We start from the raw sequence: 23,175 nt of genomic DNA, 5'->3' as shown, positions 1-23,175 counted from the left end.
CCCGCGAGCGCCGCGGCAGCGTCCGCGAAGCCGTCCGCCGGCGCCGCGGCCGCGCGTTGGGCCCCGAGCAAGGGCGACGCCGCCGCCCCGGCCAGCAGGTCCCGCCGCCTCACTGCGGCCTCCGCACCATCAGGACCAGCAGACCACGTGCGCGCCCCGAATCCGGATCCACGCGCTGCATCGCGACGAGAAGGGTCGCGACCGGCACCCAGACCGGCCGGTATTTGTAGCGCGCGACATCGAGGATCAGGACGGAGTCGCTCTCGGCGTCATAGGCCGCGAGCGGCGAGATGTGCCCGTCTCCCTCCTGGTCCAGCGGGATGCGGGAATAGTTCACGAGCACGCGGCGGGCTGGATCGGCGATTGCGTCGAAGAGCCTCGCACGCAGCGTCCCCGCATCCAGCGTATCCGCATGCACCGCCTCCTCGCTGGCGCCGAGGTTGCGCGCGAAGGTGGCCAGCTGTTCGAGGGTGAGGCCGCCGGCCTGGACGGCGGCATAGCTCTTCACCGCGAGGTTCGCCGGCGTGAAAAGCGAGTCCTGCGTCATCCGCCGGTAAGGAAAGAAGGCGGCCGGCGAGGGTTCGTGGACGCCGAGCGAGTTCAGCGCCGTGGCGAGGGAGGCCGGCCCGCAGAAGGTCAGGAAGACCTCGGTCTCGAGATGCGCCAGCAGGCCGAGCGCCTGCGGCCCGCCGATCGCGCGTTGGAAGCGGGTGGCGCCATCGGGCGTGTCGAGCGCCACGACCTGCGCCCGCACCTGCCCCGGGAGCAGCAGCGCGACGAGCAGGAGCGCAAGGGCAAGCCGACGTGTCATCGCAGCGACCTCAGCGAGGAGAAGAAGGCGGCGAGATCCTCGATGGCGCGGTCGTCGAGCGGCTGCGCGAACGGGGCCATCAGTTCCGCGAGTTCGCCCGATCTCTGGCCGGCGCGGTAGGCCCGCAGCGCGGACGCCAAGTATGCGGCGCTCTGCCCGCCGATGATTGGATAGTCGATGGTCTCCGGCCGCCCGAACGGGCCGTGGCAGGAAAAGCACGGGCCCGCTGCCACCGGGACCGAGGGACCCTCCACGCTGCCCTGGGCGCGCAGGTCTCGCGGGCCGCAGAGGAGCACGACCAGCACGGCGGCGAAGCCCCATATCCCGGCGCCGGGGTGGCATCGTGCCATGTTCGATCCGCTTCCTCCGCGCGTGGGATTCGCAACGGTAGAGCAATATCCGATCAGGTGAAATCGCCTGGCGGGACGCTCGTCCGGGCACCGGGGCCGCCCCTACACCGGCAGATCGCGGCGCATCGCGCCGGCCTCATCGCAGGGCGAGGTCCACCGCGCGGGTGTTGTCCACGAGCTTCTCCGAGATCTGCAGCATGATCATGCGTTGCATTGCGAAGGCGAGCACCGGATCCGCGGCCTTGAGGCGCGCGAGCCCGGCCCGGTCGATCCGTACGGCCTCGCAGGGCGTCACCGCGATCACCGACGCGGTCCGGTTGCCCCCGCGCACGAGCGCGAGCTCCCCCACCAGGGTCCCGGGCGTGAGCGTCCGCAGGTGGACGGGTGCCGCACCCTTCTCGAGCAGAACCGCCGAGACGCGGCCACTTTCGAGGAACATCATGTCGTCGGCGGGCTGGCCCTGGCGCATCAGGGTTTCTCCGGGCGCGAAGGCGACATGGCCGACGAAGGGCGCCAGCCGCAGTTCGACGTCCGGCAGATCGCCGAGCGACGCGAGTTGCGCCGCCAAGCTGGCCCGCTCCTCGTGCACGGGCTGGCCATGCTCCGCAAGGAGCAGTTCCTCCGCGTGCTCCAGGCCCTGGTCGGCGCTCGTGAACCGGGAGCAGCCGGGTGTCCGGAAGACGCCGTGGGCGGCGAAGCGGTCGTCCAGCGCATCGGGGACGGCGGTGAGCGCGATGCGGACGCCGCGCTGCCGCGCCTCCCGTTCCAGGCGCGCGAACACATCGATCGCCGAACTGTCCATGCCGAGGACATGTCCGAAATCCAGGACCAGGAAGCGGACGCCGTCGGTCTTGGCGCCCGCGAAGGTACGCTGAACGATCTCGGCATTGAGGAAGAACATGTACCCCTGCAGCCGCACCAGCAGGATGCGGTGTCCTTCCGCCTCGAGCACGCGCACCATTCTGGCTGAGCGCGCCACGCTGCTGCGCATCTCGTGGCCGCGCACCACGCTCCGGATCACCGGGATGCGGCGGTAGGTCCAGGCGAAGATGAGCAGCGCAAGCCCGAGGCCGAGGGCGATGCCCTCGACAATCCCCACGATCGCGATGGACGCCGCGACGACCAACAGGATCACCACCTCGTGCCGTGGCAGGACCCGGGCCTCGCGCCAGGTGCGGATCACCATCCACTCGATGCCGACCGATAGGAGCAGGGCCGCGAGGGCCGGCCGCGGCACGAGTGCCAGGACGTCCGCTCCGAACAGCAGGATGGCGAGCGCGACGGCGCCGGGCACCGCGGTGACCCATCGTCCGACCGGCCTCGCCCGCGCAAGGAAGGTCGTCGCGGAGAGGGCGTGCCCGGTGGGCAGGCCGCCGAGCGCTCCCCCCACGATGTTGGCGAAGCCGGCCACCCGCATCTCGCGGTCCACGTTCATCGGGCGGCCGGTCAGGGCCTCGATGCCGGTGACCATCAGCGCGAGCGTGATCGCGCACAGCAGCGCCGAGGAGGCCGCGTAGGGCAGCAGTGTCCGGACCAGGTCCCAGTCGAACAGGGCCAGGGATTCGCCAGGCGGGAACGACAGGATGCGCCCGGAGGGGAAGGGGCCGAGCAGCCATCCGGCCCGCTGGCCGTCCGCCACCGTCCAGCCGAGGAGGAGCATGGCCGCATGGCAGGCGAGCGCGGCCGCGACCAGGATCGCCGGCATGACCGCGCCGTGCCGCGTCCGCCTCGGCAGGATGACCAGGAGCAGGCCGATGCCGAGGGCGACGCCGGCCTGCAACAGCCGCTCAGGCTCAGCGTAGGCGGCGATACCGTCACGGTGGGGCGCAACGCCCGTCGCCAGCGTGATCCCGCCGGCGGTGAACGCCGCCCCGAGGCCCGCGAAGAAGCCGACCGCGACCGGGTTCGGCAGGAGGCGCACCAGGGAGCCGAGGCGCGCGACGCCGAGGGCGGCAAGTGCGACGCCGGCCACCACCGTCATTGTCCCGGAGGCCAGCACCACGGCTCCCTCGCGGGTCAGTCCCGCCGGGACGCCTTTCGCTTCCAGCAGGGCATCCACCGCCTGGACGGCCGCCGCATGCAGGATTGCCGCGCTGCCGAAGGCGGAAAAGGCGATGCCGGTGCCGGCGCTGCCGAAGGTGGCGAGGAAGCTGACCACCATGAGGCCAAGTAGAACCGAGGAAACACCCACCTGGAGGCCAGCGGCCGAAAGCCCGGCGAACAGCAGCCCCGCATAGGCCAGGGCATTCGTCACGCTCCAGATCGATACGAGCCCGCCTCCGGCCAGACCCCTTCCGAGGGCGGCGGCGCGCGCCATGCCTCCCACGGTGGGCCTCGGCATGCCGGGTGACCCTGCCCCCTGAAAGCCCTCGTTCATGAGCAGAGCCTGTTCTCCATTGGCCCCGTTGTGGGGCGGGCTGCGAAGGCTGCTGGGGCGAACCCGTTCAGGCTCGTGTGTGGGCGAGTTCTATTGTAGTCGCTCCTCCATGCATCGATGAAGCCGGCGCGCGGCGGGCAGGCTGCCGAACAGATGCTCGTTCAGGCATTCGTCGCTGATTCCGTGCTTGCGGCACAGATCCGGCATCGTCGCGCCGGCCTGGTGCGCCTTCAGCACTCCAACGATCTGATCCTGCGTGAACCTCGATCGCTTCATCATGCGTCCCCCTTCGACGGACTCCAACTCAATGCGGGGGCATCCCAGGGGGCATGGTCAAACCTCGCCGCGGTCTATGCCAACCGGGTCGCGGTGCTGCGGGAGGCGCTCGCGGGCAGCAACGACCCCGAGGGGCTGGAGGCAGCCCGCGCCCTCGTCGACAGGGTCATCGTCGGCCCGGGTCCGGGGCCGGACGACCCGCTGGACATCGAGCTGATCGGCCAGCTCGCCGCCATGCTGCGCGCCGGCGGTGCCGTCCTGGCGTCGGAGGACGCCGCCACCGACGACGCTCTCAGGGCCATGACCGCGGGTTCGGCAAAGGGGGATGCAGGGGGCGAAGCCCCCTCGGTGGCCATTGGCTGCCCCCCGGGGCCAGGCCCCGCCATGCCCCTCAACCCGCGCTACGCCTTCAACGGCTCCACCGCCCGCCGAAGGGCCGCGAAGGCTGAGCGAATCCTCTCGAATTCCGCGGCGGGCTCACCTATATGAGCCCCGTCACCTCGGTGACTATGGCGATAAACGGCGTATGGAATAAGCGTTGCGGACCCGGGGGCGGTACCCGGCGCCTCCACCATCAACCCCGCCTTGTCAGCGGCAGATGGGGGCGAAACAGGCTCGACGCGCGCGGTAAAGATCCGTCTTTTGCCCGGCATGGTACCGCCGTCATCGGACCAAATCACAAGTGCCAATGACAACAGCCGCGAGGCTGTGGCGCTCGCTGCCTAGAGATAGGTAAGCGCGGTCCGGGGGGCACCGGGCAACAGAAGCCCCCCACTTCCCTTTGCACCTGTCCGCCTCCTGCACTAGATGGCGCGCATGAGCGATGACGCCGCCCCGCCCGAGAGCCTGCTGCCCTACGACACCTGGGCCGAGGAAGCCCTGCGCGAGGTCGCCATCCGCGCGATCGAACACGCGGCCGCCGAGGGCCTGCCCGGCGAGCACCACTATTACCTGACCTTCCGCACCGACCATCCGGGCACGACGGTGCCGGGCCACCTCAAGGCCCGCTACCCGCAGGAGATCACCATCGTCCTGCAGCACCAGTTCGAGGACCTGTTCGTGGACCGGGATGCCGCGCGCTTCGGCGTGACCCTGTTCTTCGGCGGCGTGCCGTCCCGCCTGGTGGTCCCCTTCGGCGCCCTGACCATGTTCCACGACCCGCATGTCCGCTTCGGCCTGCGCTTCCAGCCGACCGGCATGGAACTGCCGGCCTTCGAGGATACGCCCGAGGAACCGGCCGCCCCCGCGGCAGAGGAGCCGCCGCCGGCCCCGGCCGCCCCGGCCCAGGTGGTCAGCCTCGACGCCTTCCGCCGCAAGCCGGCCAAGGACGCCTAAGTTTCGTCCCTCAGGCGCCGGGCGGCGGCCGTCCGGCCGCCTTGGCTTCGCGCGGGCAGGGCGCACCGGCGGCAGTTGATGGTCGCGCGCGGTCGCGCTTTGCGCTCCCGATCCGAGGCAGGGCCTCGGCCCGCCTTCCTGGTGGGTATTGGCGGGCGGTTGGCGGGGCGCCCTTCCCTGCGCTAGACCCGCCCCGCGCGCACCATTTCGCGCGCCCGGAGATTGCGCATGACCCCCCCGCTCGACGCCGCCGCGCCCGCCCGCCCCGAGGGCTACCAGTTCTCGACGATGTTCCCGCTCGGCGAGGACACCACGCCGTATCGCAAGCTCGACATCGGCGGCGTCTCGGTCATCGAGATGGACGGCAAGCGCGTGCTGAAGGTGAAGCCCGAGGCGCTGAGCGAGCTCGCCTTCCAGGCCTGCCACGATGTCTCCCACCTGCTGCGCCCTGCGCACCTCCAGCAGCTCGCGAACATCCTGAAGGATCCGGAAGCGAGCGCGAACGACCGCTTCGTGGCGCTCGACCTGCTGAAGAACGCCAACATCGCCGCCGGCGGCGTGCTGCCCATGTGCCAGGACACCGGCACCGCGATCGTCTTCGGCAAGAAGGGCCAGCGCGTCTGGGTCGAGGGCGACGAGGAGGAGGCGCTGTCCTACGGCGTCGCGCGCACCTACCTCGAGACGAACCTGCGCTATTCGATGATGGCGCCGCTCTCGATGTTCGAGGAAGCCAACACCGGCAACAACCTGCCGGTCGAGTTCTCCATCATGGCGCAGCCCGGCGAGCACCACGCCGACGAGATGCACCTGATGTTCATCCTCAAGGGCGGCGGATCGGCGAACAAGACCTTCCTGTACCAGCAGACCCGCGCGGTGCTGAACAAGCCGAAGCTGCTCGCCTTCATCGAGGAGAAGATCAAGACCCTCGGCACCTCGGCCTGCCCGCCCTATCACCTGTCCATCGTCATCGGCGGCACCTCGGCCGAGATGAACCTCAAGACGGTGAAGCTCGGCTCGACCAAGTGGCTCGATGCGCTGCCGACCAAGGGCGACAAGTCCGGCCATGCGATCCGCGACACGGAACTGGAAGCCGAGATCCACAAGCTGACGCAGAACCTCGGCATCGGCGCGCAGTTCGGCGGCAAGTATTTCTGCCACGACGTACGCGTGATCCGCATGGCGCGGCACGGCGCCTCGCTGCCGATCGGCATCGGTGTGTCGTGCAGCGCCGACCGGCAGATCAAGGCGAAGATCACGGCCGACGGCGTGTTCCTCGAACAGCTCGAGCACGAGCCGGCGCACTACCTGCCGGAGCACACCGAGGACATCCTCGGCGGCGAGGTGGTGAAGATCGACCTCAACCGCCCGATGGACGAGATCCGCGCGACGCTGTCGAAGCACCCGGTGAAGACGCGCGTCTCCCTGACCGGCACCATCGTGGTCGCGCGCGACATCGCCCACGCCAAGCTGCAGGAGCGGCTGGACCGCGGCGAGGGCCTGCCGCAGTACATCAAGGACCATCCGGTCTATTACGCGGGCCCGGCCAAGACCCCGACCGGCTACGCCACCGGTTCCTTCGGCCCGACCACGGCGGGGCGGATGGACAGCTACGTCGAGGCCTTCCAGGCCGCGGGCGGGTCGCTGGTGATGCTGGCCAAGGGCAACCGTTCGAAGCAGGTGCTCAACGCCTGCAAGAAGTATGGCGGCTTCTACCTCGGCTCGGTCGGCGGGCCGGCAGCGCGACTCGCGCAGGACTGCATCAGGAAGGTCGAGGTGCTGGAATACCCCGAGCTCGGCATGGAGGCTGTGTGGCGCATCCAGGTCGAGGACTTCCCCGCCTTCATCGTCGTGGACGACAAGGGGAACGACTTCTACGAGGGGCTTGAGTGAGCGAGGCGAGGACACGCCGGCTGCCGGCCCGCCTCACACCGCTGGCCACCGGCTTCTTCCTGACCTTGATCATGACCTTCGTGGTCTCCGGCGTCTCGACCGTGCTCGCCCTTGGCGTCACTGACGAGGTGCTGGCACGCTGGCCGGTGGCCTGGGCCATGTCCTGGCTCATCGCCTTCCCCACCGTGCTGGTCGTGCTGCCGATCGTGCGCCGCCTGGTGGGGCGGTTCGTCGAGGCACATTGAACACAGGAGCGCGTCCATGCTGGCCCTTCGCCCCAACTGCGAATGCTGTGGACGCGACCTGCCCCCGGACAGCCGCGACGCGCTGATCTGCTCCTTCGAATGCACCTGGTGCGTGGACTGCGCCCGCACCAAGCTGCCGGGCGGGCTCTGCCCGAATTGCGGCGGGGAACTGGTGCGCCGGCCGATCCGCCCGGCGGAGAAGCTCGGGAAATTCCCCGCATCGACGGAGCGGATCCACCGGCCTGAGCGTTGCGGCGGCCCTGCAACGGCCTGACCGAAGGGCCAGATCATGCCTGACCGCATCCGCCTGATGGCCCTTATCGCGAATGGTGCGGTGGCGGCCGTGTTCAGCCTCATGGCCCTGATCGTGCTCATCAGTGGGCATGTCGCAATGGCCGTGATGCTCCTGATCGTGGCGGCAACCGCCACCTTCAGCCTTTACGTGATCCACAAGGCCGCTCGCGTGATCTCGGAGCTGGGCTCGAACATCGCCCAACTCGAACAGCGGCTGGTAGGGCTCGAACAGGCGAACCCCGCCCTGCCCGGCGCGAAAAACGTCCCGCCAAGGAGGCAGGGCCGCCACATCTCCTCCGGCTCGAAGTTCGAGGAGGAGATCGGCTATTCCCGCGCCGTCGCCGTGGGCGACGACATCTGGGTCTCCGGTACTACCGGCTACGACTATTCGACCATGACCATCCAGCCGGATGTCGTGGCGCAGTGTGACCAGACCTTCCGCAACATCGCCGCCGCGCTCGAACAGGCCGGGGCATCGCTCGACGACGTGGTGCGCGTGCTGTTCATCGTGCCCGATCCGAAGGATTGGCAACCCTGCTGGCCGGTCATCAAGAAGTATCTGGGCAAGGCACGCCCGGCCTCGACGCTGATCCACACGGCGCTGATGTCGCCGGAGATGAAGATCGAGATCGAGGTGACCGCCCGCCGCGGCAGCGCGGCCTGAGCCACATGTAACTTTCGCGGCAACACTTCGCCACAGGCCGCCGCATCCCTGCCTCCTTCCGGCCCCGCGCAGCAGGCAAGGTCGTCTCCAACGGCAGGGCCCCGCCCTGCCCCTGGCATGAAGGAGACCGCCGCATGACCGACCGCCGAGGCTTCCTGGCCCTGATCCCCGCCCTGGGGCTGGCCGCCCTCGCGGTGCCCGGCACGGCCGAGGCGCAGAGCGTGACCCTCAACTTCGGCCCGCCGCCCCCGCCGCGCTATGCCCGGCCCATGCCGCCGCCCCGCCGCGGCCATGTCTGGCAGGAAGGCCACTGGCGCTGGAACGGCCGCCGCTACGTCTGGGAGGACGGCCGCTGGATCCGCGCCCGGCGCGGCCGTCACTATGCCCAGCCGCGCTGGGACCAGGACGGCGACCGCTGGCGCTACCGGCCCGGCCGCTGGGACCGCGACTGACCACGGGTGACAGCGAGGCGGGCGTTCTGTACAGGCGCAAGGCCGTCCCAGTTCCAGGAGCCGCCATGCGCTTCGCCGTCGATCGCCTCGACCACCTGGTCGTCACCTGCCGCGACGTGACCATCTCGGCCTCCTGGTACCAGCGCGTGCTGGGGATGGAGGTCGAGGAATTCGGCCCCCATCGCCGCACGGCGCTGAAGTTCGGCGGCCAGAAGATCAACCTCCGCCCGGTCGAGGCGACGCAGCAGGAATGGTGGACCGGCGCGTCCGGCGGCGTGCCGGGCACCGAGGACCTGTGCTTCATCGTCACCGTCGACGCGGAACAGGTCATCGCCCACCTGCAGCGCTGCGGCGTGAAGGTGGAACTCGGCCCGGTGGCGAAGGACGGGGCGCTGGGGCCGATCACTTCCGTCTATTGCCGCGATCCGGACGGCAACCTGATCGAGATCGCGACCTACGGCGCGGCGGACTGACCCCCCATATCCGTGTCATGAGCACGTCAGGATCGCGCGCCCCGGGCGCGACGCGCACCGAAACCGACAGCCTCGGCACCATCGAGATCCCCGCGGACCGCTACTGGGGCCCGCAGACGGAACGCGCCCGCGCGCTGTTCCGCATCGGCGATGCCCGCCTCGACCCCGGCGTGATCCGCGCCACCGGGCTGCAGAAATGGGCCTCGGCGGAGGCGAACCGCCGCCTCGGCGAATTGCCCGACGCCATCGCCGAGCCGATCAAGGCCGCGGCGGCCGAAGTGGAATCCGGCGCTCGCGACGGGGATTTCCCGCTACCCGTCTGGCAGACCGGCTCCGGCACCCAGACCAACATGAACGCGAACGAGGTCATCGCGAACCGGGCGAACGAGATGCTCGGCCAGCCCCTCGGCACGCGGAAGCCGGTGCATCCGAACGACCACGTGAACCGCGGGCAGTCTTCCAACGATTCCTTCCCGACGGTGATGCACCTCGCCGCCGTGCATGCCGTGCGCGAACGGCTGCTTCCGGGGCTCGCGGCGCTGCATGCCGCGCTGACGGCGAAGGCCGCCGACTACGCCGCCATCGTGAAGCTCGGCCGCACCCATCTGATGGATGCGGTGCCGGTCACGCTGGGTGGCGAGTTCGCCACCTGGGCCCGCCAGATCGAAAACGGCATCGCGCGCGTGACGGACACGCTGCCGCGCCTGCTGCTCCTGCCGCAGGGTGGTACGGCCGCCGGCACCGGCCTCAACCGCCACCCGGATTTCGACGACGCCTTCTGCGCCATCGTCGCGGACCGCACGGGCGAGGCCTTCGCGCCCAACCCCGACAAGTCGGAAGGCATGGCCGCGCACGACGCCTTCGTGGAACTGCACGGCGCGCTGAACACGGTGGCGGTCTCGCTGACCAAGATCGCCAACGACATCCGCCTGCTCGGTTCCGGCCCGCGCGCGGGGATCGGGGAGTTGGTCATCCCGGCCGACGGCCTGTCGTCCTCCATCATGCCCGGCAAGACCAACCCGACGCAGAGCGAGGCGCTGACCATGGTCGCCGCCCGCGTCATGGGCAACCAGACCACCGTCACCTTCGCCGGCGCGCAGGGCCATCTGGAACTGAACGTCTTCAAGCCCGTCATCATCCAGGCGGTGCTGGAGAGCACGACGCTGCTCGGCGATGCCGCGGCTTCCTTCGCCACGCACATGGTGGCGAAGCTGGAGCCCAACCGTGCGCGGATCGCGGAACAGGTGGCGAAGTCGCTGATGCTGGTGACCGCGCTCAACCCACGCATCGGCTACGACAAGGCCGTGCGCATCGCCAAGACCGCGCTCGCCGAGGACCTGACGCTGAAGGATGCCGCCGCGCGCCTCGGCTTCGTCACGCCCGAGGATTTCGACCGCTGGGTGCGCCCCGAGGACATGATCCGCCCCGGCGGCACGCTCGAGGGCGGTGGGTGAAGCCGCACCTCGCCAAGCGGTCCTTCAGCCTGGCCGGCCATCGCACCTCGGTCGCGCTGGAACCGGAATTCTGGTCGGTCATCGAAGCCGCCGCGAAGACCCGCGGCGTCAGCCTCGCCGGGCTCGTGGCCGAACTCGATGCCGCCCGCACCGAGGACGGCGCCCCCCTGGCCAGCACGCTTCGCGTCTTCGCCCTGCGCACCCTCCGCGGCTAGACGCCTCGGCTCACGAACACCGCTCCAGGCCTTTATTTTTGCGAGCATCTGCACCCGATCAGGTGGAAGCACCTGATCGGGATCTGCTCCAGCACCAGGTATCGGTTCCCAAAGGCCTTTCGGCCTTTGGCAGAGGGGGCGCGGGGGAGACGGCGTCTCCCCCGCTACCTTTCCGCCCGCCATCGCGCCCATGGCGCCACTTCCGGCTGCCTTCGCGGCGTCTCCGCCGGCCCGGTCACGCGCAGCGCGATCGGTGGTGCCTCGGCCGGTCCCGGCCGCACCAGGAAGCGCAGGTCCAGAGCGCCGCGCGGGAGGTCCACGCTGCCCTCGACGGCACCGGAGACGCCGCCTTCGCCGGCGATGCGCACCTCTTCCAGCGACACCACGCCGCCTGCCGCGCGCCAGCCGCCTTCCAGGCGCTCAAGGGCAGTGGCGCCGCCTTCGAGGGCCGCCCGCACGCCCGCCTCGGCCGCTGCGGCGTCCTCCAGCGCGGCCGCGGCCGAGGCTCCGCCGAGGGCAACGCCGACGAGCACCCCGTCGGCCACCGCGAAGCGCCCTTCGCCCGCGAGCGTCGCCAGCATCGCGGTGGGCGCATGGCCGGCGGCCGTGAAGCGAGCCTGAGCCTCCACCCGGCCGGAGGCGATGTCGAAGGGCAGCCCAAATAGCGGCCCGCTCAGCGTCGCCCCTGCGAGGCCGAGCGAACCTTCCAGCACCGGCGGCGCCGCCGCGCCATCGAGGGCGATCCGCCCCTCCAGCACGCCGCCGCCAAGGCCTGCGCGCACCTCGTCCAGCGCGAGCCGCCCGGCGTCCAGGCGCAGCGTCGCCGCCGCTTCGGTCAGCGGCGGCAGGTCGGGGGAGGCAAGTTCGGCCGCGGTCAGCGCCAGTTCCGCATCGACCTTCCCGAGCAACCCGAGCGCGAGCGGTTCCGCGCCACGCAGCGGCAGGCCGGGCAGCGGCAGGCGCTCGGCGGCGAGGCGGCCGGTCAGCCGTGGCCGCACCCCGTCGAGCGCCAGCGCAAGCTGCCCCCGGGCGCGCAACCCGCCGGCGACGAGTTCCAGGCTCTCCGCGGAAACCCCCGCCACGCCGCCCGACAGCGTCGCGATCAGCGAGAAGGAGCCCTCGCCGAGCCAGGCCGGCGGCTCCGGTGCGCCCAGCAGCAAGGCGAGACGCGGCGCCCCGGGGTGGCGCAGCGTCAGCGACCCGCTGGCGCGGCCCTGGGTGAGATTGGTGGTGGACTGGCCCTCGGCGCGCAATTCGCCGAGTTCGCCCTCGCCGGCCAGGGCAAGGGCGTCCGCCGGCCCGCCGCCGGTGACGCGCAGCCGCAACGGCAATGGTTGCAGCCCTTCCGGCACCGGGAGAACGGGTGCCAGCACGGCGGCAAGCCCGTTCACCGAGGGCGCGGCGACCTCCAGCCCGATATCGGCGAAGCGCGGGGTGGCGCCGAGGGCGACACTGCCGGCCAAGGTCACGTCCGCACCGCCGATGCGGCCCGAAAGCCGCCGCAGGCCGAGGCGCCCGCCTTCCACCACCGCATCGACCGCGGCGCGCTCGGCGGCGAGCCCGGCCCAGGACAGCGTCTCGGCGGAGAGGCGGAGGTTGGCGTCGAAGCCCGGCGCGGTGCGGAGCGCCTCGGCCCAGGCGGCCGGCGGCGGCGCCAGCCCGTCGAGGTCCAGCCGGTCGAAGGACAGGCCGAGGCCGAGCGCCGGCCGGGCGCCGAAGCGCAGCACGCCGGCGCCGCTGGCGCGCGCGCCATCGATCACCGCCGCCAGGTCCTGCACGCCGAGCTGCGCCTGGTCCAGTTCCAGTCGCGCCTGCCCCTCGAAGGCGCGCAGCCGGGCGGGATCGAAGCGGTCCACGGGGGCGCCGAACGCGGCGATCGTCGTGCGCAGGCTCGGCCCGGCGAAGCGGACGGCGAGTTCGAGCCGCGGTCCGGCGATGGCGCCCTCGCCCTCGACCTGCGCCTCGCCCGGCAGCACGGCCGAGAGGCCCGAGAGTGTCAGCCGGCCGTTCTCGCGCAGGACACCGCCGCGCAGGCGGCGCAGCGTCTGGCCGCGGAAGGCGGCGACCTCGGCGGAAAGGTCGAGCCCGACCGGCAGCGGCGGCTGCTGCGCCCCGCGCAGCGCGGTGATCCAGGCATCGAGGTCGAGCCGCGCCAGCGCGAGCGCGATGTCGAGGCTCGGTGCCGGGGCGAAGCGGAAGGTGGCCGCCCCGCGCCCCGTCACGCCGCCGAGGTCGAGCGCGAGGTCGTCGGCCGCCGCGATCTCGGCCGTGATGCCGAGGCGGCCGGTGGCACGGAAAGGCCCGGCAGGAGCCGCGGTCAGCGCCGAGAGATCGGCGCCGGAGGCCTCGATGCGCCCGTCGAAGCCGCCTTCCGCCACCAGGACGCCGCGCGCGGTGGCGGTCGCCCCCTGCGCCGCCATGACGATGTCGAGCGTCGCCACGCCGTCGAAGCCGGGACGGCCGATCACAGCCTCGAACCGCACGGGCGCGCCGCGCCAGGTGAAGCTGCCTTCGGTGCGGATGGCATCGAGCGGACCCGGGGCGGCGAGCCGCGCGGCGACGCCCTCCAGCACGGCGCCGCCGACCGCGACCCGGCTGTTCTCGATGCGGGCATCGAAGCCGGTCAGCCAGGGCGGCGGGCGCACCGCGCCGATGCTGTCCGGGGGCCAGGGCAGGCGGATGTCGGCGCCGACGAGAACGAGATCGCGCGGTTCGAAGCGGCCCAGGAGCAGCGGCAGCAGGCCGAGGCGCAGGTGCAGCGCGCGCGCGGAGATGCCGATCTCAGCGCCCTCCGCCTCGCCGACGCGGACGGAAGCCGCCTCGACCATCGGCTGCGGCAGCAGCGTCAGGCTCAGCGGCCCCTCCAGCGTGACGTGCCGGCCGAGCCGGGCGGAGGCGATGGCGGCGACGCGGTCGCGCTGCGCCTCCCAGTCCAGCAGGCGCGGCCCCACCCAGGCCGCGACGAGCACGGCCACCGGCAGCAGGACGAGGAGGAGACGCTTCCTCACGCCGCAGGCGTTCCCCAACCTCCGCCGCCCGGCGTCTCGAGGCCGAAGATGTCACCGGGCTGCAGGGAGGCGCGGTCGCTGCCCTTCAGCACCTGGACGCTGCCGTCGGTGCGTTCCACCCATTGCCGGCCGGCGGCGCCGTCGCCGCCGCCCTGCAGGCCATGCGGCGCCACGGTGCGGCGGGAGGCGACGATGACCGCCTCCATCGGGTGCAGGAAGCGGATGCGGCGGCGGGAGCCGTCGCCCCCATGCCACTTGCCGGCGCCGCCCGAACCGCGGCGGATGGCGAACTCCTCAAGTCGCACCGGGTAGCGGAGTTCCAGGATCTCCGGGTCGGTCATGCGCGTGTTGGTCATGTGCGTCTGCACCGGGCCGGCGCCGTGGAAGCCCGGGCCGGCGCCGGTGCCGCCGCAGATCGTCTCGTAATACTGGTAGGTGGCGTCGCCGAAGAGCAGGTTGTTCATCGTCGCCTGGGCGGAGGCGCAGGCGTTGAGCGCCGCGAGCACCGCGTTGCAGGTCATCTGCGACACTTCCGTGTTGCCCGCGACCACCGCCGCGCCGGGGCGGGGCGACAGGAAGGTGCCTTCCGGGATCACGATCTCCAGCGGCTTGAGGCAGCCGTCGTTGAGCGGGATGTCCTCCCCCACCAGGCAGCGGAAGCAATAGAGCACGACAGCGCGGCAGACCGCGCTCGGCGCATTGAAGTTGTCAGGGCGCTGCGGCCCCGTGCCGGTGAAGTCGATCACCGCGCGGCGATTCGCATGGTCCACGCGCACCGAGACCGTCAGCGGCGCGCCGTCGTCGATGAAGGTGGAGAAATCGCCATCCGGCAGCCGTTCCAGCACGCGGCGGACGGATTCCTCGGCGTTGTCCATCACGTGCTTCATGTAGGCGCGCACGGTGCCGAGGCCGAACTCGGCCACGGCGCGGTGCAGTTCCTGCACCGCCTTCTCGTTGGATGCGACCTGCGCCTTGATGTCGGCGACGTTCACGTCCGGGCTGCGCGCGGGATACTTCGCGCCGGCGAGGACGGCACGGAGCTCGACCTCGCGGATCGTGCCGCCGTCCACCAGCAGGAAGTCGTCGATGACGACGCCTTCCTCCTCCAGCGTCCTCGATCCCGGCGGCGTCGAGCCTGGCGTCAGGCCGCCGATATCGGCGTGGTGGCCGCGCGAGCCCACGAAGAACAGGATCTCCCGCCCAGCCGCGTCGAAGACGGGCGTGATGACGGTGATGTCCGGCAGGTGCGTGCCGCCATTGGACGGGTTGTTCAGCGCCACCACGTCGCCGGGCTTCAATGTCTTGCCGCGGGACCGGATCACCGTCCGCACGCTCTCGCCCATCGCGCCGAGATGCACCGGCACGTGCGGGGCGTTGGCGACCAGATAACCCTCCGCGTCGAAGATGGCGCAGGAGAAGTCCAGGCGTTCCTTGATGTTCACGCTCAGCGAGGTGTTCTGCAGCACCGCGCCCGCCTGCTCGGCGACGTTCATGAACAGGTTGTTGAACAGTTCCAGCATCACCGGGTCGGGGCGGGAAGCATCGGCCAGGCGCGCGGCCTCGCGCTTCTCGGTGCGGCGCAGGACCAGGTGGTTGCGTTCGGTGACTTCCGCCGTCCAGCCGGGTTCGACCACGGTCGTGGCGTTGGCCTCGCGGATCAGCGCGGGGCCCTTCAGCCTGTCACCGGCATGCAGCGCGTCGCGGTCGTAGACCGGCGCGGCGTGTTCGGCGCCTTCGGTGAAGAGCGGGGCGCTGTCGATGGCCGCGGGCGCCGCGCCCGGATTGCGGGCAGGCGATGCGGCCTCGTTCACCTGTTCGCCGGGCATGGTGACTTCGGCGATGCAGGCTTCCACCACCACCTGGCGTTCCGGCGTGGCGAAGCCGAAGCGGCGGCGATGCGCATCGGTGAAGGTGGCCAGCACCGTGGCGTGGTCGCCGAAGGGCACCGGCAGGAAGGCATCCGTGCCGGCGTAGCGAAGGTGCAGCCGTCGCGCGACCTTCAGCCGCGCCGGATCGGCACCCTGGCGAGCCAGTTCAGCCCGGCCTTCCCCGGCCAGCGCATCGAGGCGGGCGGCAAGGTCGGCCATGCCGTCCGGCGACAGCGGCGCCTCCACCGCACCCTCGCGGATCGCGGCCTGGTCGGCGAGGCCCATGCCATAGGCCGACAGCACGCCGGCGAAGGGGTGGATGAACACCGTTTCCATGCCGAGCGCATCGGCCACGAGGCACGCATGCTGCCCGCCCGCGCCGCCGAAGCATTGCAGGGCGAAGCGCGTGGCGTCGTGGCCCTTCTGGATGGAGACCTGCTTGATCGCATTCGCCATGTTGGCGACGGCGATGCGCAGGAAGCCTTCCGCCACCTTGCGCGGGTCCTGCGGCGTGCCGGTCGCCTGGGCGATCTCCTCCGCCAGTGCCGTGAACTTCTGCCGCACGATGTCGGCATCCAGCGGCTGATCGCCGTTCGGGCCGAAAATCGCCGGGAAATGCCTGGGCTGGATCTTGCCGACCATGACGTTGGCGTCCGTCACCGCGAGCGGCCCGCCGCGCCGGTAGCAGGCCGGACCCGGCACCGCGCCCGCGGAATCCGGACCGACACGCATGCGCGCGCCGTCGAAATGCAGGATCGAACCTCCACCCGCCGCCACGGTGTTGATCGCCATCATCGGCGCACGCATGCGCACGCCGGCGACCTCGGTTTCGAAGGCGCGCTCGAACTCGCCGGCGTAGAGGGCGACGTCGGTGCTGGTGCCGCCCATGTCGAAGCCGATGATGCGGTCGAAGCCGCCCATCCCGGCGGTGCGGGCCGCGCCGACGATGCCGCCCGCGGGGCCGGAGAGGATCGCGTCCTTGCCCTGGAAGCGCCCGGCCTCGGTCAACCCGCCATTGGACTGCATGAAATACAGCCGCACGCCGGGGAGTTCGCTCGCCACCTGGTCCACGTAGCGGCGCAGCACCGGCGACAGGTATGCATCCACGACCGTGGTGTCGCCGCGCGGCACGATGCGCGGCAGGGGGCTCGCGGCATGGCTGAGCGAGATCTGCGGGAAGCCTTCCTCCCGCGCGATCTCGCCCACGCGCTGCTCATGCCGCGGATGCGCCCAGGCATGCATGAGCACGATGGCGACGGCGCGGATTCCCTCGGCATGGGCGGATTTCAGCGCGGCGCGGGCGGCGGCCTCGTCGAGCGGCTCGATCTCCGTCCCGTCCACCGCGACGCGCCCGCCGATCTCGGCGACGCGCTCATGCAGCAGTTCGGGCAGCCTCACGTCGAGGTCGAAGAGCCGCGGCCGCGCCTGGTTGCCGATGCGCAGCATGTCGGCGAAGCCGCGATTGACGATCAGCAGCACCCGCTCGCCCTTGCGCTCGAGCAGCGCATTGGTCGCGACGGTGGTGCCCATCTTCACGGCGTCGATCGCACCGGGCGGGATCGGCGCGCCGGGGGCGACGCCCAGCACCTCCCGGATGCCGGCCACGGCTGCGTCGCGGTAGCGTTCCGGGTTCTCGGAGAGCAGCTTGCGGGTGGACAGATGCCCATCGGGGTCGCGCGCGACGATGTCGGTGAAGGTGCCGCCGCGATCGATCCAGAACTGCCAGCCGGCCATGACGCCACCCTATTCCCGCGCGGGGGCCGCGACGCCCCATCCACATCGATGCTGGCATAGAGAGGCCCTGCGCGGGCGGCAAGGCGGTGCGACTGCCGCTGCGCGCCCCTCTGTGCTAGCACCGCCTGCAAGATGAGCTTCTGGGGCAAGATCCTGGGCAGCATGGCGGGCTTCGCCATGGGTGGCCCCTTCGGTGCGATGGTGGGTGCCGCGCTCGGCCACGCCGCCGACAATGGCGGCATGCCCGGCGCCGGCCGCATCCCGCCCAACGCCGCCGACGTGGTCCACATGCTGGGCGGCAGGGAGAACCTGTTCTCCTTCGCCGTCGTGGTGCTCTCGGCGAAGCTCGCCAAGGTGGACGGGCCGGTGAAGCGGGCCGAGATCGACGCCTTCCGCCAGACATTCCGCGTGCCGGAAGAAGGGCTGCGCGATGTCGGCCGGCTCTTCGACCAGGCGCGGGAGACCGCCGAAGGCTGGGAACCCTTCGCCGAGAAGCTCGGCGAGGCCTTCGCCGACAACAAGGCGATGCTCGAGGACGTGCTGGCCGCCCTGGTGCGCATCGCCCGCGCCGACGGGCCGGTGACGAAGTCCGAGGGCGACATGCTGCGCGGCATCCATGCCCGCCTCGGCCTCGACGCCGCGGCCTGGGAACGGGCCAAGGGCGGGAACCCGCGCGGCGCCGTCCAGCAGCAGATGGAGGATCCCTACCCCGTCCTCGGCCTGACGCGCGAGGCGTCCGACGACCAGGTCCGCACCGCCTGGCGGCAGCTGATGCGGGAGAACCACCCGGATGGCCTCGCCGCCCGCGGCGTGCCCGAGGAATTCGTCAAGCGCGCAACGACCAAGGTCGCGGAAATCAACGCCGCCTGGGACCGCATCAAGCGAGAGCGCGGCCTGTGAATACGGCACCACGGTCCCAGGCCCCGTTCGTGGAACGGCCGCGCGAGCACGGCCTGGGGGACCGCATCAAGCGGGAGCGCGGCCTGTGAATACGGCACCACGGTCCCAGGCCCCGTTCGTGGAACGGCCGCGCGAGCACGGCCTGGGGGAATCGCATCAAGCGGGAACGCAGCCCGTGACGCTGCGGATCATCGAGGCCCCGAGCCCCAACCACGATGAACGTCCCGCGGGCGTACCGGTGGACATGCTCATCCTGCACTACACGGGCATGCGCACGGGCCAGGAAGCGATCGACCGGCTGCGCGACCCGGCCGCCAAGGTGTCCTCCCACTACGTCGTCGAGGAGGACGGCGGCATCCTCCGCCTGGTGCCCGAGCACAAGCGCGCGGCCCACGCCGGCATCTCGCACTGGCGCGGGCACGCGGCGCTCAACGCGCGCTCGATCGGCATCGAGATCGTGAATCCGGGCCACGAATGGGGCTACCGGGACTTCCCCGCGCTGCAGATGGCGGCGGTCTGCGACCTCTGCCTCGACATCCTGTCGCGCCACCCGATCCCGCCGCGCAACGTTGTCGGGCACAGCGACGTCGCGCCGGACCGCAAGCAGGACCCGGGCGAGCTGTTCGACTGGCAGGGCCTCGCCGCGAACGGGGTCGGGTTGTGGCCCGCGTCCGATCCGCCCCCGCCGCCGGAGAGCGAGACGCTGCATCTGCTCGCGGCGATCGGGTATCGGACGGACCTGCCGCTCCCGGTGCTGGTCACCGCGTTCCAGCGGCACTGGCTGCCGTCGCGCACGGATGGCATCGCCGATGCCGCGACGCGGGCGCGCATCGCCGCCGTCGCCGCGCTCTGCCTCTGAAGGCACAGGTATTGCGGCGGCGACGCCCCGCCCATCCGGCACTGACGCATTGACGGGTTCCAAGGGCCTTTCGGCCCTTGGCGGGGAGAGTGCGAGAGGGGCGGCGCCCCTCTCGCGTCACATCCTCCACCAGGGCAGGACTGGCCTGGCGTCCTCGCGCCCGTAGCGGATCGCCCGCTCCACGTCGCCGCGCGCCAGGCCGATGTCGCGCAGCATCCGGTCTTCCATCTCCACGATCAGCCGGCGTGCCCGGCGGCGCTCCATCGCATCCGTCGCCCTGGACCGGAAGCGCGCCCACAGCCCCGGCGCGGCGGTCGTGCCGTGCGCGGCCGGGTGCCCTGCGGTCCGGAGGGAGGTTGCGCTGCATTCGACGGACATGGTCGGCTCCATCGGCGCGGGGTTGGGTATCGCGCCATACCGGCAAGCCTTGCGCATCCGGCATGGCTAGGAGAAGCGCCTCGCATTCACGCCGGACGTGAGGAATACTCACACCCATGCGTCCGACCCGCCTGCCCAGCATGGAACAGTTGCGCGCCCTGGACGCCGCGCTGCGCGCCGGCAGCTTCGGACGGGCCGGCACCGCGCTCGGCCTGACGCATGGCGCGATCAGCCGCCACATCGCGGCGCTCGAGGACATGCTCGGCGGGCCGCTGTTCCTGCGCGGCCCGCGCGGGACGGAGCCGACCCAGCTCGCGCGCCGCTACCATGCCGAAGTCGCGCCTCTCGTCGCCGGGATCGAGGAGGCGACGCGGCGGGCCGCATCCCCACGCCGGCGCCGCGCGCAGGAGGCAATGGGCGAGATCCGCGTCGGCGTCGTGCCGACCTTCGCCGCGCGCTGGCTGCTGCCGCGCATGGCCGCCTTCGCCAAGGCGCATCCGACGATCCGCGTGGACGTGGTGGCGACGACCGAGTTGCAGGACCCGCAGCGGAACGGGCTCGATTTCCTGGTGCGGCACGGCGTCCCGCCCTGGCCGGGACTCGAGGCCGAGTTGCTGATGCGCGAGACGCTGCGTCCCGTGCGCTCGCCCGACTTCAGGCTGCGCGGCACTCCGTCGCTCAAGGCGATCGCCGAGCGGCTGCCGCTGATCTTCGACGTCAACCGGGACCATTGGGCTGCCTGGCTCGCGGCCGCCGGCTGGCGCGGCGCACCGCCGTCCAACGGCCTGGTGTTCAGCGATTTCGGCCTGACGCTCGAAGCGGCGGCGGCGGGCCTCGGTCTCGCCCTTGCGCGCGGGGACCTCGCCGAGCGCGAACTGGCCACGGGGCGCCTGGTCTACGCGCACCCCTTCGCCGCGCCGGGACCGCGCGCCCATCACCTCGCCAAGCCGATCGGTCCGCTGCGCCGCCCGGCCCAGGTGTTCTGGGACTGGATGCGCGCACAGGCCGCCGAAGCCGGCACCGCTTGACGCATGCCGCCACGCTGGCGCATGACCCGCGCGGCGTCAGACGGCCGGGCGGCCGCTGGTCCGCGAGAGATCGCAGGCTGGAGGAAAGTCCGGGCTCCACGGGAATACGGTGCCGGTCAACGACCGGCGGGGGCGACCCCAGGGAAAGTGCCACAGAGAACAGACCGCCCGCACGCCGCAAGGCCTGCGGGCAAGGGTGAAACGGTGCGGCAAGAGCGCACCGCGCTTCCGGCAACGGCGGCGGCACGGCAAACCCCACCGGGAGCAAGGCCGAATAGGGGCGGACGGCGAGGCGCGGCAACGCGCTGACGCAAGGGCATTCCCGCCCTTCTGCCCGGGTTGGCCGCGCGAAGCCCGCAGCGATGCGGGCTCCAGAGGAATGGCCGTCCGTGTCCGCAAGGGCACGACAGAACCCGGCTTACAGGCCGTCTGACGCCGCTTCCGTCTCACCATGCCGCGATTTCATTCGCATCGCCTCACGGAGGGAGGCAGTGTTGGGACGCAACCGCTTTGATTCATGATGTTTTTCGAGTCGCGTATCTAATTCGCAACGATGTTTCTCCCTTGCTGTCCCAGGTTTTCCCGTGTTATCCCATGTCATCCCGTGAGGGTCCCAGAGCGCTCGGGGGGGCGAGCGGGGCACGGAGCGGGATGGTCGGGCGAGCCGGCGGGGTCGGGGGGCCTCGCCGGCCGCTGAACCGGGGCGGAACAGCAATTTGGAGCGGCGCCGCGGGGCCGCACGCGGGGGGCGATGACCCAGTTCCTGGGCACGCACAAGGGCAAGTTGGACAAGAAGGGCCGCATTTCGGTCCCGGCCCAGTTCCGCGCGGTTCTCGAAGCCCTTGGCACCCAGGACATCGTGCTCTTCCCTTCCTTCCGGCATCCCTGCATCGAGGTCTGGCCACAGCCCGCATTCGCGGCCCTTTCGGCCGGCCACACGCGCCTCGACATCTTCTCGGACCAGGCCGACAACCTCGCCGCCGCGCTCTTCGCCACGGCCCATCCCGCGCGCCCCGACGGCGAGGGCCGCCTGGTCCTGCCGGAGGACCTGGTCGCGGAAGCCGGCCTCACCGAAGCCGTCTCCTTCATCGGCGCCAACCAGTGCTTCCAGATCTGGGACACGGAGCGCGCGCTCGCCCACATCCGCGAGGCCCGCGCCCGCGCCCGCGACTTCAAGCTCACCCTCCCCTCCCCCGCCCGCCCGCAGGGAGAGGCATGATGACCGGCCACCTCCCCGTCATGCTGGCCGAAGTGCTCGCCACGCTCGCCCCGCGCGATGGCGCGACCTATCTCGACTGCACTTTCGGCGGCGGCGGCTACGCGGCGGCTATCCTCGACTCCGCGCCGCGCTGCACGCTGTTCGCGATGGACCGCGATCCCGACGCCATCGCCCGTGGTGCAGCGCTCGCCGCGCGCCACGCACCGCGCCTGCACCTGATCGAGGGCCGCTTCGGCGACATGCTCGAACACCTCGCCACGCGCGGCATCACGGCGCTGGACGGGGTGGTGATGGACCTCGGCGTGTCGTCCTTCCAGCTCGACCAGGCCGAGCGCGGCTTCTCCTTCCGCGCCGACGGGCCGCTCGACATGCGGATGGAGAAGTCCGGGCCGTCGGCCGCGGACCTCGTGAACACGCTGCCGGAAGGCGAACTCGCCGACATCCTGTTCCACCTCGGCGAGGAACGCTTCTCCCGCCGCATCGCCAAGGCCATCGCCGAGCGCCGCAAGGAACAGCCCTTCACGACCACCGGCGACCTCGCCGCGCTGGTGCGTTCGAAGGTGCCGCGCGACCCGTCCGGCATCGACGGCGCGACGCGGTCCTTCCAGGCGCTGCGCCTCGCGGTGAACGACGAACTCGGCGAGGTCGAGCGCGGCATGGCCGCCGCCGCGCAGTTGCTCGCGCCGGGCGGGCGGCTGGTGGTCGTCGCCTTCCACTCGCTCGAAGACCGCATCGCCAAGCGTTTCATGGCGGAGGCCGCCGGGCGCTCCGGCGGCGCTTCCCGCCATGATCCCGGCGCGCTGACCGCGCGCGTCGCACCGCGCTTCCGCCTGGTCACCCCGCGCGCCCTCCGTCCCGGCGATGCCGAGACGGGGGCGAACCCGCGCGCGCGTTCCGCCCGCCTGCGCGCCCTCGAACGCCTGGAGGAGGCCGCATGATCCGCCCTCTGACGCTCGTCACCCTCTTCGCCGCTGCCGGCGCGGGACTTTACCTCTACCAGGTGAAGCATTCGGTCTCGCAGCTCGACCGCGAACTGCGCGAGATCAACCGCCGCACCGAGCAGGCGCGCGAGCGCACGCAGGTGCTGCGCGCCGAATGGGCCCTGCTGAACGAGCCGGACCGCCTGCGTCAGGTCGCGCAGCGCCACCTGCCGCTCGAGCCCATGGCGCCGTCGCAGTTCGTCCGCCTGACCGAGGTGGAGCGCCGCCTGCCCGCGCCGCGGGCCTTCGCCGGCACGCCGTCCCTCTTCGCGCCGGTGGAGCCGGCGGGCGACGGCAGCGCCACCGCCATCGCCATCGCCGCGACGGAGCCGCGCTCGCGCCCGGGCAGCATCGCCGCGCCGCCG

The 23,175-nt window shown here is 71.6% G+C and carries 23 protein-coding genes, 2 other RNA genes and 1 pseudogene; 18 read left to right on the top strand and 8 right to left on the bottom strand.

The window, feature by feature from the left end; genetic code table 11:
• Positions 1-109: 109 nt before the first annotated feature.
• From GXW76_RS20215 to GXW76_RS20195, 5 genes and pseudogenes are all read right to left on the bottom strand, one after another.
• Positions 110-811, bottom strand: a complete 702-nt coding sequence (locus GXW76_RS20215) for a phytochelatin synthase family protein (RefSeq protein ID WP_211863904.1) — start codon at positions 809-811, stop codon at positions 110-112.
• Positions 808-1,161 (bottom strand): c-type cytochrome, encoded by a 354-nt coding sequence (locus tag GXW76_RS20210; protein WP_211863903.1) that lies wholly within the window; start codon positions 1,159-1,161, stop codon positions 808-810. Before GXW76_RS20210 ends, GXW76_RS20215 begins: the two co-directional genes overlap by 4 nt.
• 136 nt (positions 1,162-1,297) lie before the next feature.
• Entirely contained in the window at positions 1,298-3,478 is a 2,181-nt protein-coding gene (locus tag GXW76_RS20205) for an SLC26A/SulP transporter family protein (protein WP_246514556.1), read from the bottom strand.
• A 56-nt stretch (positions 3,479-3,534) separates the two neighbouring features.
• Positions 3,535-3,657, bottom strand: coding sequence for an integrase core domain-containing protein (locus tag GXW76_RS20200; RefSeq protein ID WP_408904383.1), 123 nt, complete (start codon positions 3,655-3,657; stop codon positions 3,535-3,537).
• A gap of 52 nt (positions 3,658-3,709) precedes the next feature.
• Positions 3,710-3,814 (bottom strand): annotated as a pseudogene (locus GXW76_RS20195) (transposase); the annotation flags it as partial.
• 93 nt (positions 3,815-3,907) lie between these two features.
• Between GXW76_RS20195 and GXW76_RS20190 the strand changes: the two are divergent.
• The 11 genes from GXW76_RS20190 to GXW76_RS20140 all read left to right on the top strand — a co-directional run bounded on the left by GXW76_RS20190 (position 3,908) and on the right by GXW76_RS20140 (position 10,836).
• A complete protein-coding gene (locus GXW76_RS20190; RefSeq protein ID WP_211863901.1) occupies positions 3,908-4,303 on the top strand; it encodes a hypothetical protein in 396 nt (131 codons plus the stop codon).
• Positions 4,270-4,590: a transfer-messenger RNA gene (ssrA, locus tag GXW76_RS20185) on the top strand. Before GXW76_RS20190 ends, ssrA begins: the two co-directional genes overlap by 34 nt.
• Before the next feature lie 40 nt (positions 4,591-4,630).
• The gene (locus tag GXW76_RS20180) at positions 4,631-5,149 is read left to right on the top strand and encodes an SspB family protein (RefSeq protein ID WP_211863900.1); all 519 of its coding nucleotides are present in this window, start codon (positions 4,631-4,633) and stop codon (positions 5,147-5,149) included.
• 228 nt (positions 5,150-5,377) lie between these two features.
• On the top strand, positions 5,378-7,039 hold the full coding sequence (locus GXW76_RS20175) for a fumarate hydratase (RefSeq protein ID WP_272876116.1): 1,662 nt from the start codon (positions 5,378-5,380) through the stop codon (positions 7,037-7,039).
• Positions 7,036-7,284, top strand: coding sequence for a DUF2798 domain-containing protein (locus GXW76_RS20170; RefSeq protein ID WP_211863899.1), 249 nt, complete (start codon positions 7,036-7,038; stop codon positions 7,282-7,284). Before GXW76_RS20175 ends, GXW76_RS20170 begins: the two co-directional genes overlap by 4 nt.
• Positions 7,285-7,300: 16 nt before the next feature.
• Positions 7,301-7,558, top strand: coding sequence for a DUF1272 domain-containing protein (locus tag GXW76_RS20165; RefSeq protein WP_211863898.1), 258 nt, complete (start codon positions 7,301-7,303; stop codon positions 7,556-7,558).
• A 15-nt stretch (positions 7,559-7,573) separates the two neighbouring features.
• The gene (locus GXW76_RS20160) at positions 7,574-8,242 is read left to right on the top strand and encodes a RidA family protein (protein WP_246514553.1); all 669 of its coding nucleotides are present in this window, start codon (positions 7,574-7,576) and stop codon (positions 8,240-8,242) included.
• 134 nt (positions 8,243-8,376) lie between these two features.
• Positions 8,377-8,694 (top strand): YXWGXW repeat-containing protein, encoded by a 318-nt coding sequence (locus GXW76_RS20155; protein ID WP_211863897.1) that lies wholly within the window; start codon positions 8,377-8,379, stop codon positions 8,692-8,694.
• A gap of 65 nt (positions 8,695-8,759) precedes the next feature.
• The gene (locus GXW76_RS20150) at positions 8,760-9,167 is read left to right on the top strand and encodes a VOC family protein (protein WP_211863896.1); all 408 of its coding nucleotides are present in this window, start codon (positions 8,760-8,762) and stop codon (positions 9,165-9,167) included.
• A 17-nt stretch (positions 9,168-9,184) separates the two neighbouring features.
• Positions 9,185-10,621: a class II fumarate hydratase gene (locus GXW76_RS20145; RefSeq protein ID WP_211863895.1), complete on the top strand. Its 1,437-nt coding sequence runs from the start codon at positions 9,185-9,187 to the stop codon at positions 10,619-10,621.
• Complete coding sequence (locus tag GXW76_RS20140; protein WP_211863894.1) at positions 10,618-10,836, top strand: ribbon-helix-helix domain-containing protein; 219 nt, start codon at positions 10,618-10,620, stop codon at positions 10,834-10,836. Before GXW76_RS20145 ends, GXW76_RS20140 begins: the two co-directional genes overlap by 4 nt.
• A gap of 164 nt (positions 10,837-11,000) precedes the next feature.
• Here the strand turns inward: GXW76_RS20140 and GXW76_RS20135 are convergent, their stop codons facing one another.
• Both GXW76_RS20135 and GXW76_RS20130 read right to left on the bottom strand, forming a co-directional pair.
• The gene (locus tag GXW76_RS20135; RefSeq protein WP_211863893.1) at positions 11,001-13,844 is read right to left on the bottom strand and encodes an AsmA family protein; all 2,844 of its coding nucleotides are present in this window, start codon (positions 13,842-13,844) and stop codon (positions 11,001-11,003) included.
• Positions 13,841-17,446, bottom strand: coding sequence for a hydantoinase B/oxoprolinase family protein (locus GXW76_RS20130; RefSeq protein ID WP_211863892.1), 3,606 nt, complete (start codon positions 17,444-17,446; stop codon positions 13,841-13,843). The genes GXW76_RS20135 and GXW76_RS20130 overlap by 4 nt, the downstream gene beginning before the upstream one ends.
• Before the next feature lie 132 nt (positions 17,447-17,578).
• Here GXW76_RS20130 and GXW76_RS20125 point away from each other — a divergent pair, with 132 nt between their 5' ends.
• Both GXW76_RS20125 and GXW76_RS20120 read left to right on the top strand, forming a co-directional pair.
• Entirely contained in the window at positions 17,579-18,346 is a 768-nt protein-coding gene (locus GXW76_RS20125; protein WP_211863891.1) for a TerB family tellurite resistance protein, read from the top strand.
• 244 nt (positions 18,347-18,590) lie between these two features.
• Entirely contained in the window at positions 18,591-19,205 is a 615-nt protein-coding gene (locus GXW76_RS20120; protein WP_211863905.1) for an N-acetylmuramoyl-L-alanine amidase, read from the top strand.
• Between the two features lie 117 nt (positions 19,206-19,322).
• On the opposite strand, the gene GXW76_RS20115 is transcribed toward GXW76_RS20120, so the two are convergent.
• The gene (locus GXW76_RS20115) at positions 19,323-19,583 is read right to left on the bottom strand and encodes a DUF1127 domain-containing protein (protein ID WP_211863890.1); all 261 of its coding nucleotides are present in this window, start codon (positions 19,581-19,583) and stop codon (positions 19,323-19,325) included.
• Positions 19,584-19,699: 116 nt separating this feature from the next.
• Here GXW76_RS20115 and GXW76_RS20110 point away from each other — a divergent pair, with 116 nt between their 5' ends.
• The 5 genes from GXW76_RS20110 to ftsL all read left to right on the top strand — a co-directional run.
• The gene (locus GXW76_RS20110; RefSeq protein ID WP_211863889.1) at positions 19,700-20,611 is read left to right on the top strand and encodes a LysR substrate-binding domain-containing protein; all 912 of its coding nucleotides are present in this window, start codon (positions 19,700-19,702) and stop codon (positions 20,609-20,611) included.
• A gap of 36 nt (positions 20,612-20,647) precedes the next feature.
• Positions 20,648-21,048, top strand: an RNA gene (gene rnpB, locus GXW76_RS20105) — RNase P RNA component class A.
• A 314-nt stretch (positions 21,049-21,362) separates the two neighbouring features.
• Entirely contained in the window at positions 21,363-21,830 is a 468-nt protein-coding gene (locus GXW76_RS20100; RefSeq protein ID WP_211863888.1) for a division/cell wall cluster transcriptional repressor MraZ, read from the top strand.
• Positions 21,830-22,768: a 16S rRNA (cytosine(1402)-N(4))-methyltransferase RsmH gene (gene rsmH, locus GXW76_RS20095; protein ID WP_211863887.1), complete on the top strand. Its 939-nt coding sequence runs from the start codon at positions 21,830-21,832 to the stop codon at positions 22,766-22,768. Before GXW76_RS20100 ends, rsmH begins: the two co-directional genes overlap by 1 nt.
• Positions 22,765-23,175: cell division protein FtsL (gene ftsL / locus GXW76_RS20090; RefSeq protein WP_456307114.1), on the top strand; the 411-nt coding region annotated here is incomplete at its 3' end. The genes rsmH and ftsL, both read left to right, overlap by 4 nt.

Origin of the sequence: Neoroseomonas soli, assembly GCF_018129065.1 — a bacterium.
In the GTDB taxonomy this organism is placed as follows: domain Bacteria; phylum Pseudomonadota; class Alphaproteobacteria; order Acetobacterales; family Acetobacteraceae; genus Neoroseomonas; species Neoroseomonas soli.
This window is presented reverse-complemented; position numbering and strand designations above follow the sequence as displayed.

Excerpts from the sequence above, each read along its gene's own strand:
- GXW76_RS20215 (WP_211863904.1), bottom strand. The coding sequence starts at position 811 with ATGACACGTCGGCTTGCCCTTGCGCTCCTGCTCGTCGCGCTGCTGCTC.
- GXW76_RS20210 (WP_211863903.1), bottom strand. The coding sequence starts at position 1,161 with ATGGCACGATGCCACCCCGGCGCCGGGATATGGGGCTTCGCCGCCGTG.
- GXW76_RS20205 (WP_246514556.1), bottom strand. The coding sequence starts at position 3,478 with ATGGCGCGCGCCGCCGCCCTCGGAAGGGGTCTGGCCGGAGGCGGGCTC.
- GXW76_RS20180 (WP_211863900.1), top strand. The coding sequence starts at position 4,631 with ATGAGCGATGACGCCGCCCCGCCCGAGAGCCTGCTGCCCTACGACACC.
- GXW76_RS20175 (WP_272876116.1), top strand. The coding sequence starts at position 5,378 with ATGACCCCCCCGCTCGACGCCGCCGCGCCCGCCCGCCCCGAGGGCTAC.
- GXW76_RS20165 (WP_211863898.1), top strand. The coding sequence starts at position 7,301 with ATGCTGGCCCTTCGCCCCAACTGCGAATGCTGTGGACGCGACCTGCCC.
- GXW76_RS20160 (WP_246514553.1), top strand. The coding sequence starts at position 7,574 with ATGCCTGACCGCATCCGCCTGATGGCCCTTATCGCGAATGGTGCGGTG.
- GXW76_RS20155 (WP_211863897.1), top strand. The coding sequence starts at position 8,377 with ATGACCGACCGCCGAGGCTTCCTGGCCCTGATCCCCGCCCTGGGGCTG.
- GXW76_RS20150 (WP_211863896.1), top strand. The coding sequence starts at position 8,760 with ATGCGCTTCGCCGTCGATCGCCTCGACCACCTGGTCGTCACCTGCCGC.
- GXW76_RS20145 (WP_211863895.1), top strand. The coding sequence starts at position 9,185 with ATGAGCACGTCAGGATCGCGCGCCCCGGGCGCGACGCGCACCGAAACC.
- GXW76_RS20130 (WP_211863892.1), bottom strand. The coding sequence starts at position 17,446 with ATGGCCGGCTGGCAGTTCTGGATCGATCGCGGCGGCACCTTCACCGAC.
- GXW76_RS20125 (WP_211863891.1), top strand. The coding sequence starts at position 17,579 with ATGAGCTTCTGGGGCAAGATCCTGGGCAGCATGGCGGGCTTCGCCATG.
- GXW76_RS20120 (WP_211863905.1), top strand. The coding sequence starts at position 18,591 with ATGCTCATCCTGCACTACACGGGCATGCGCACGGGCCAGGAAGCGATC.
- GXW76_RS20115 (WP_211863890.1), bottom strand. The coding sequence starts at position 19,583 with ATGTCCGTCGAATGCAGCGCAACCTCCCTCCGGACCGCAGGGCACCCG.
- GXW76_RS20110 (WP_211863889.1), top strand. The coding sequence starts at position 19,700 with ATGCGTCCGACCCGCCTGCCCAGCATGGAACAGTTGCGCGCCCTGGAC.
- GXW76_RS20100 (WP_211863888.1), top strand. The coding sequence starts at position 21,363 with ATGACCCAGTTCCTGGGCACGCACAAGGGCAAGTTGGACAAGAAGGGC.
- rsmH (WP_211863887.1), top strand. The coding sequence starts at position 21,830 with ATGACCGGCCACCTCCCCGTCATGCTGGCCGAAGTGCTCGCCACGCTC.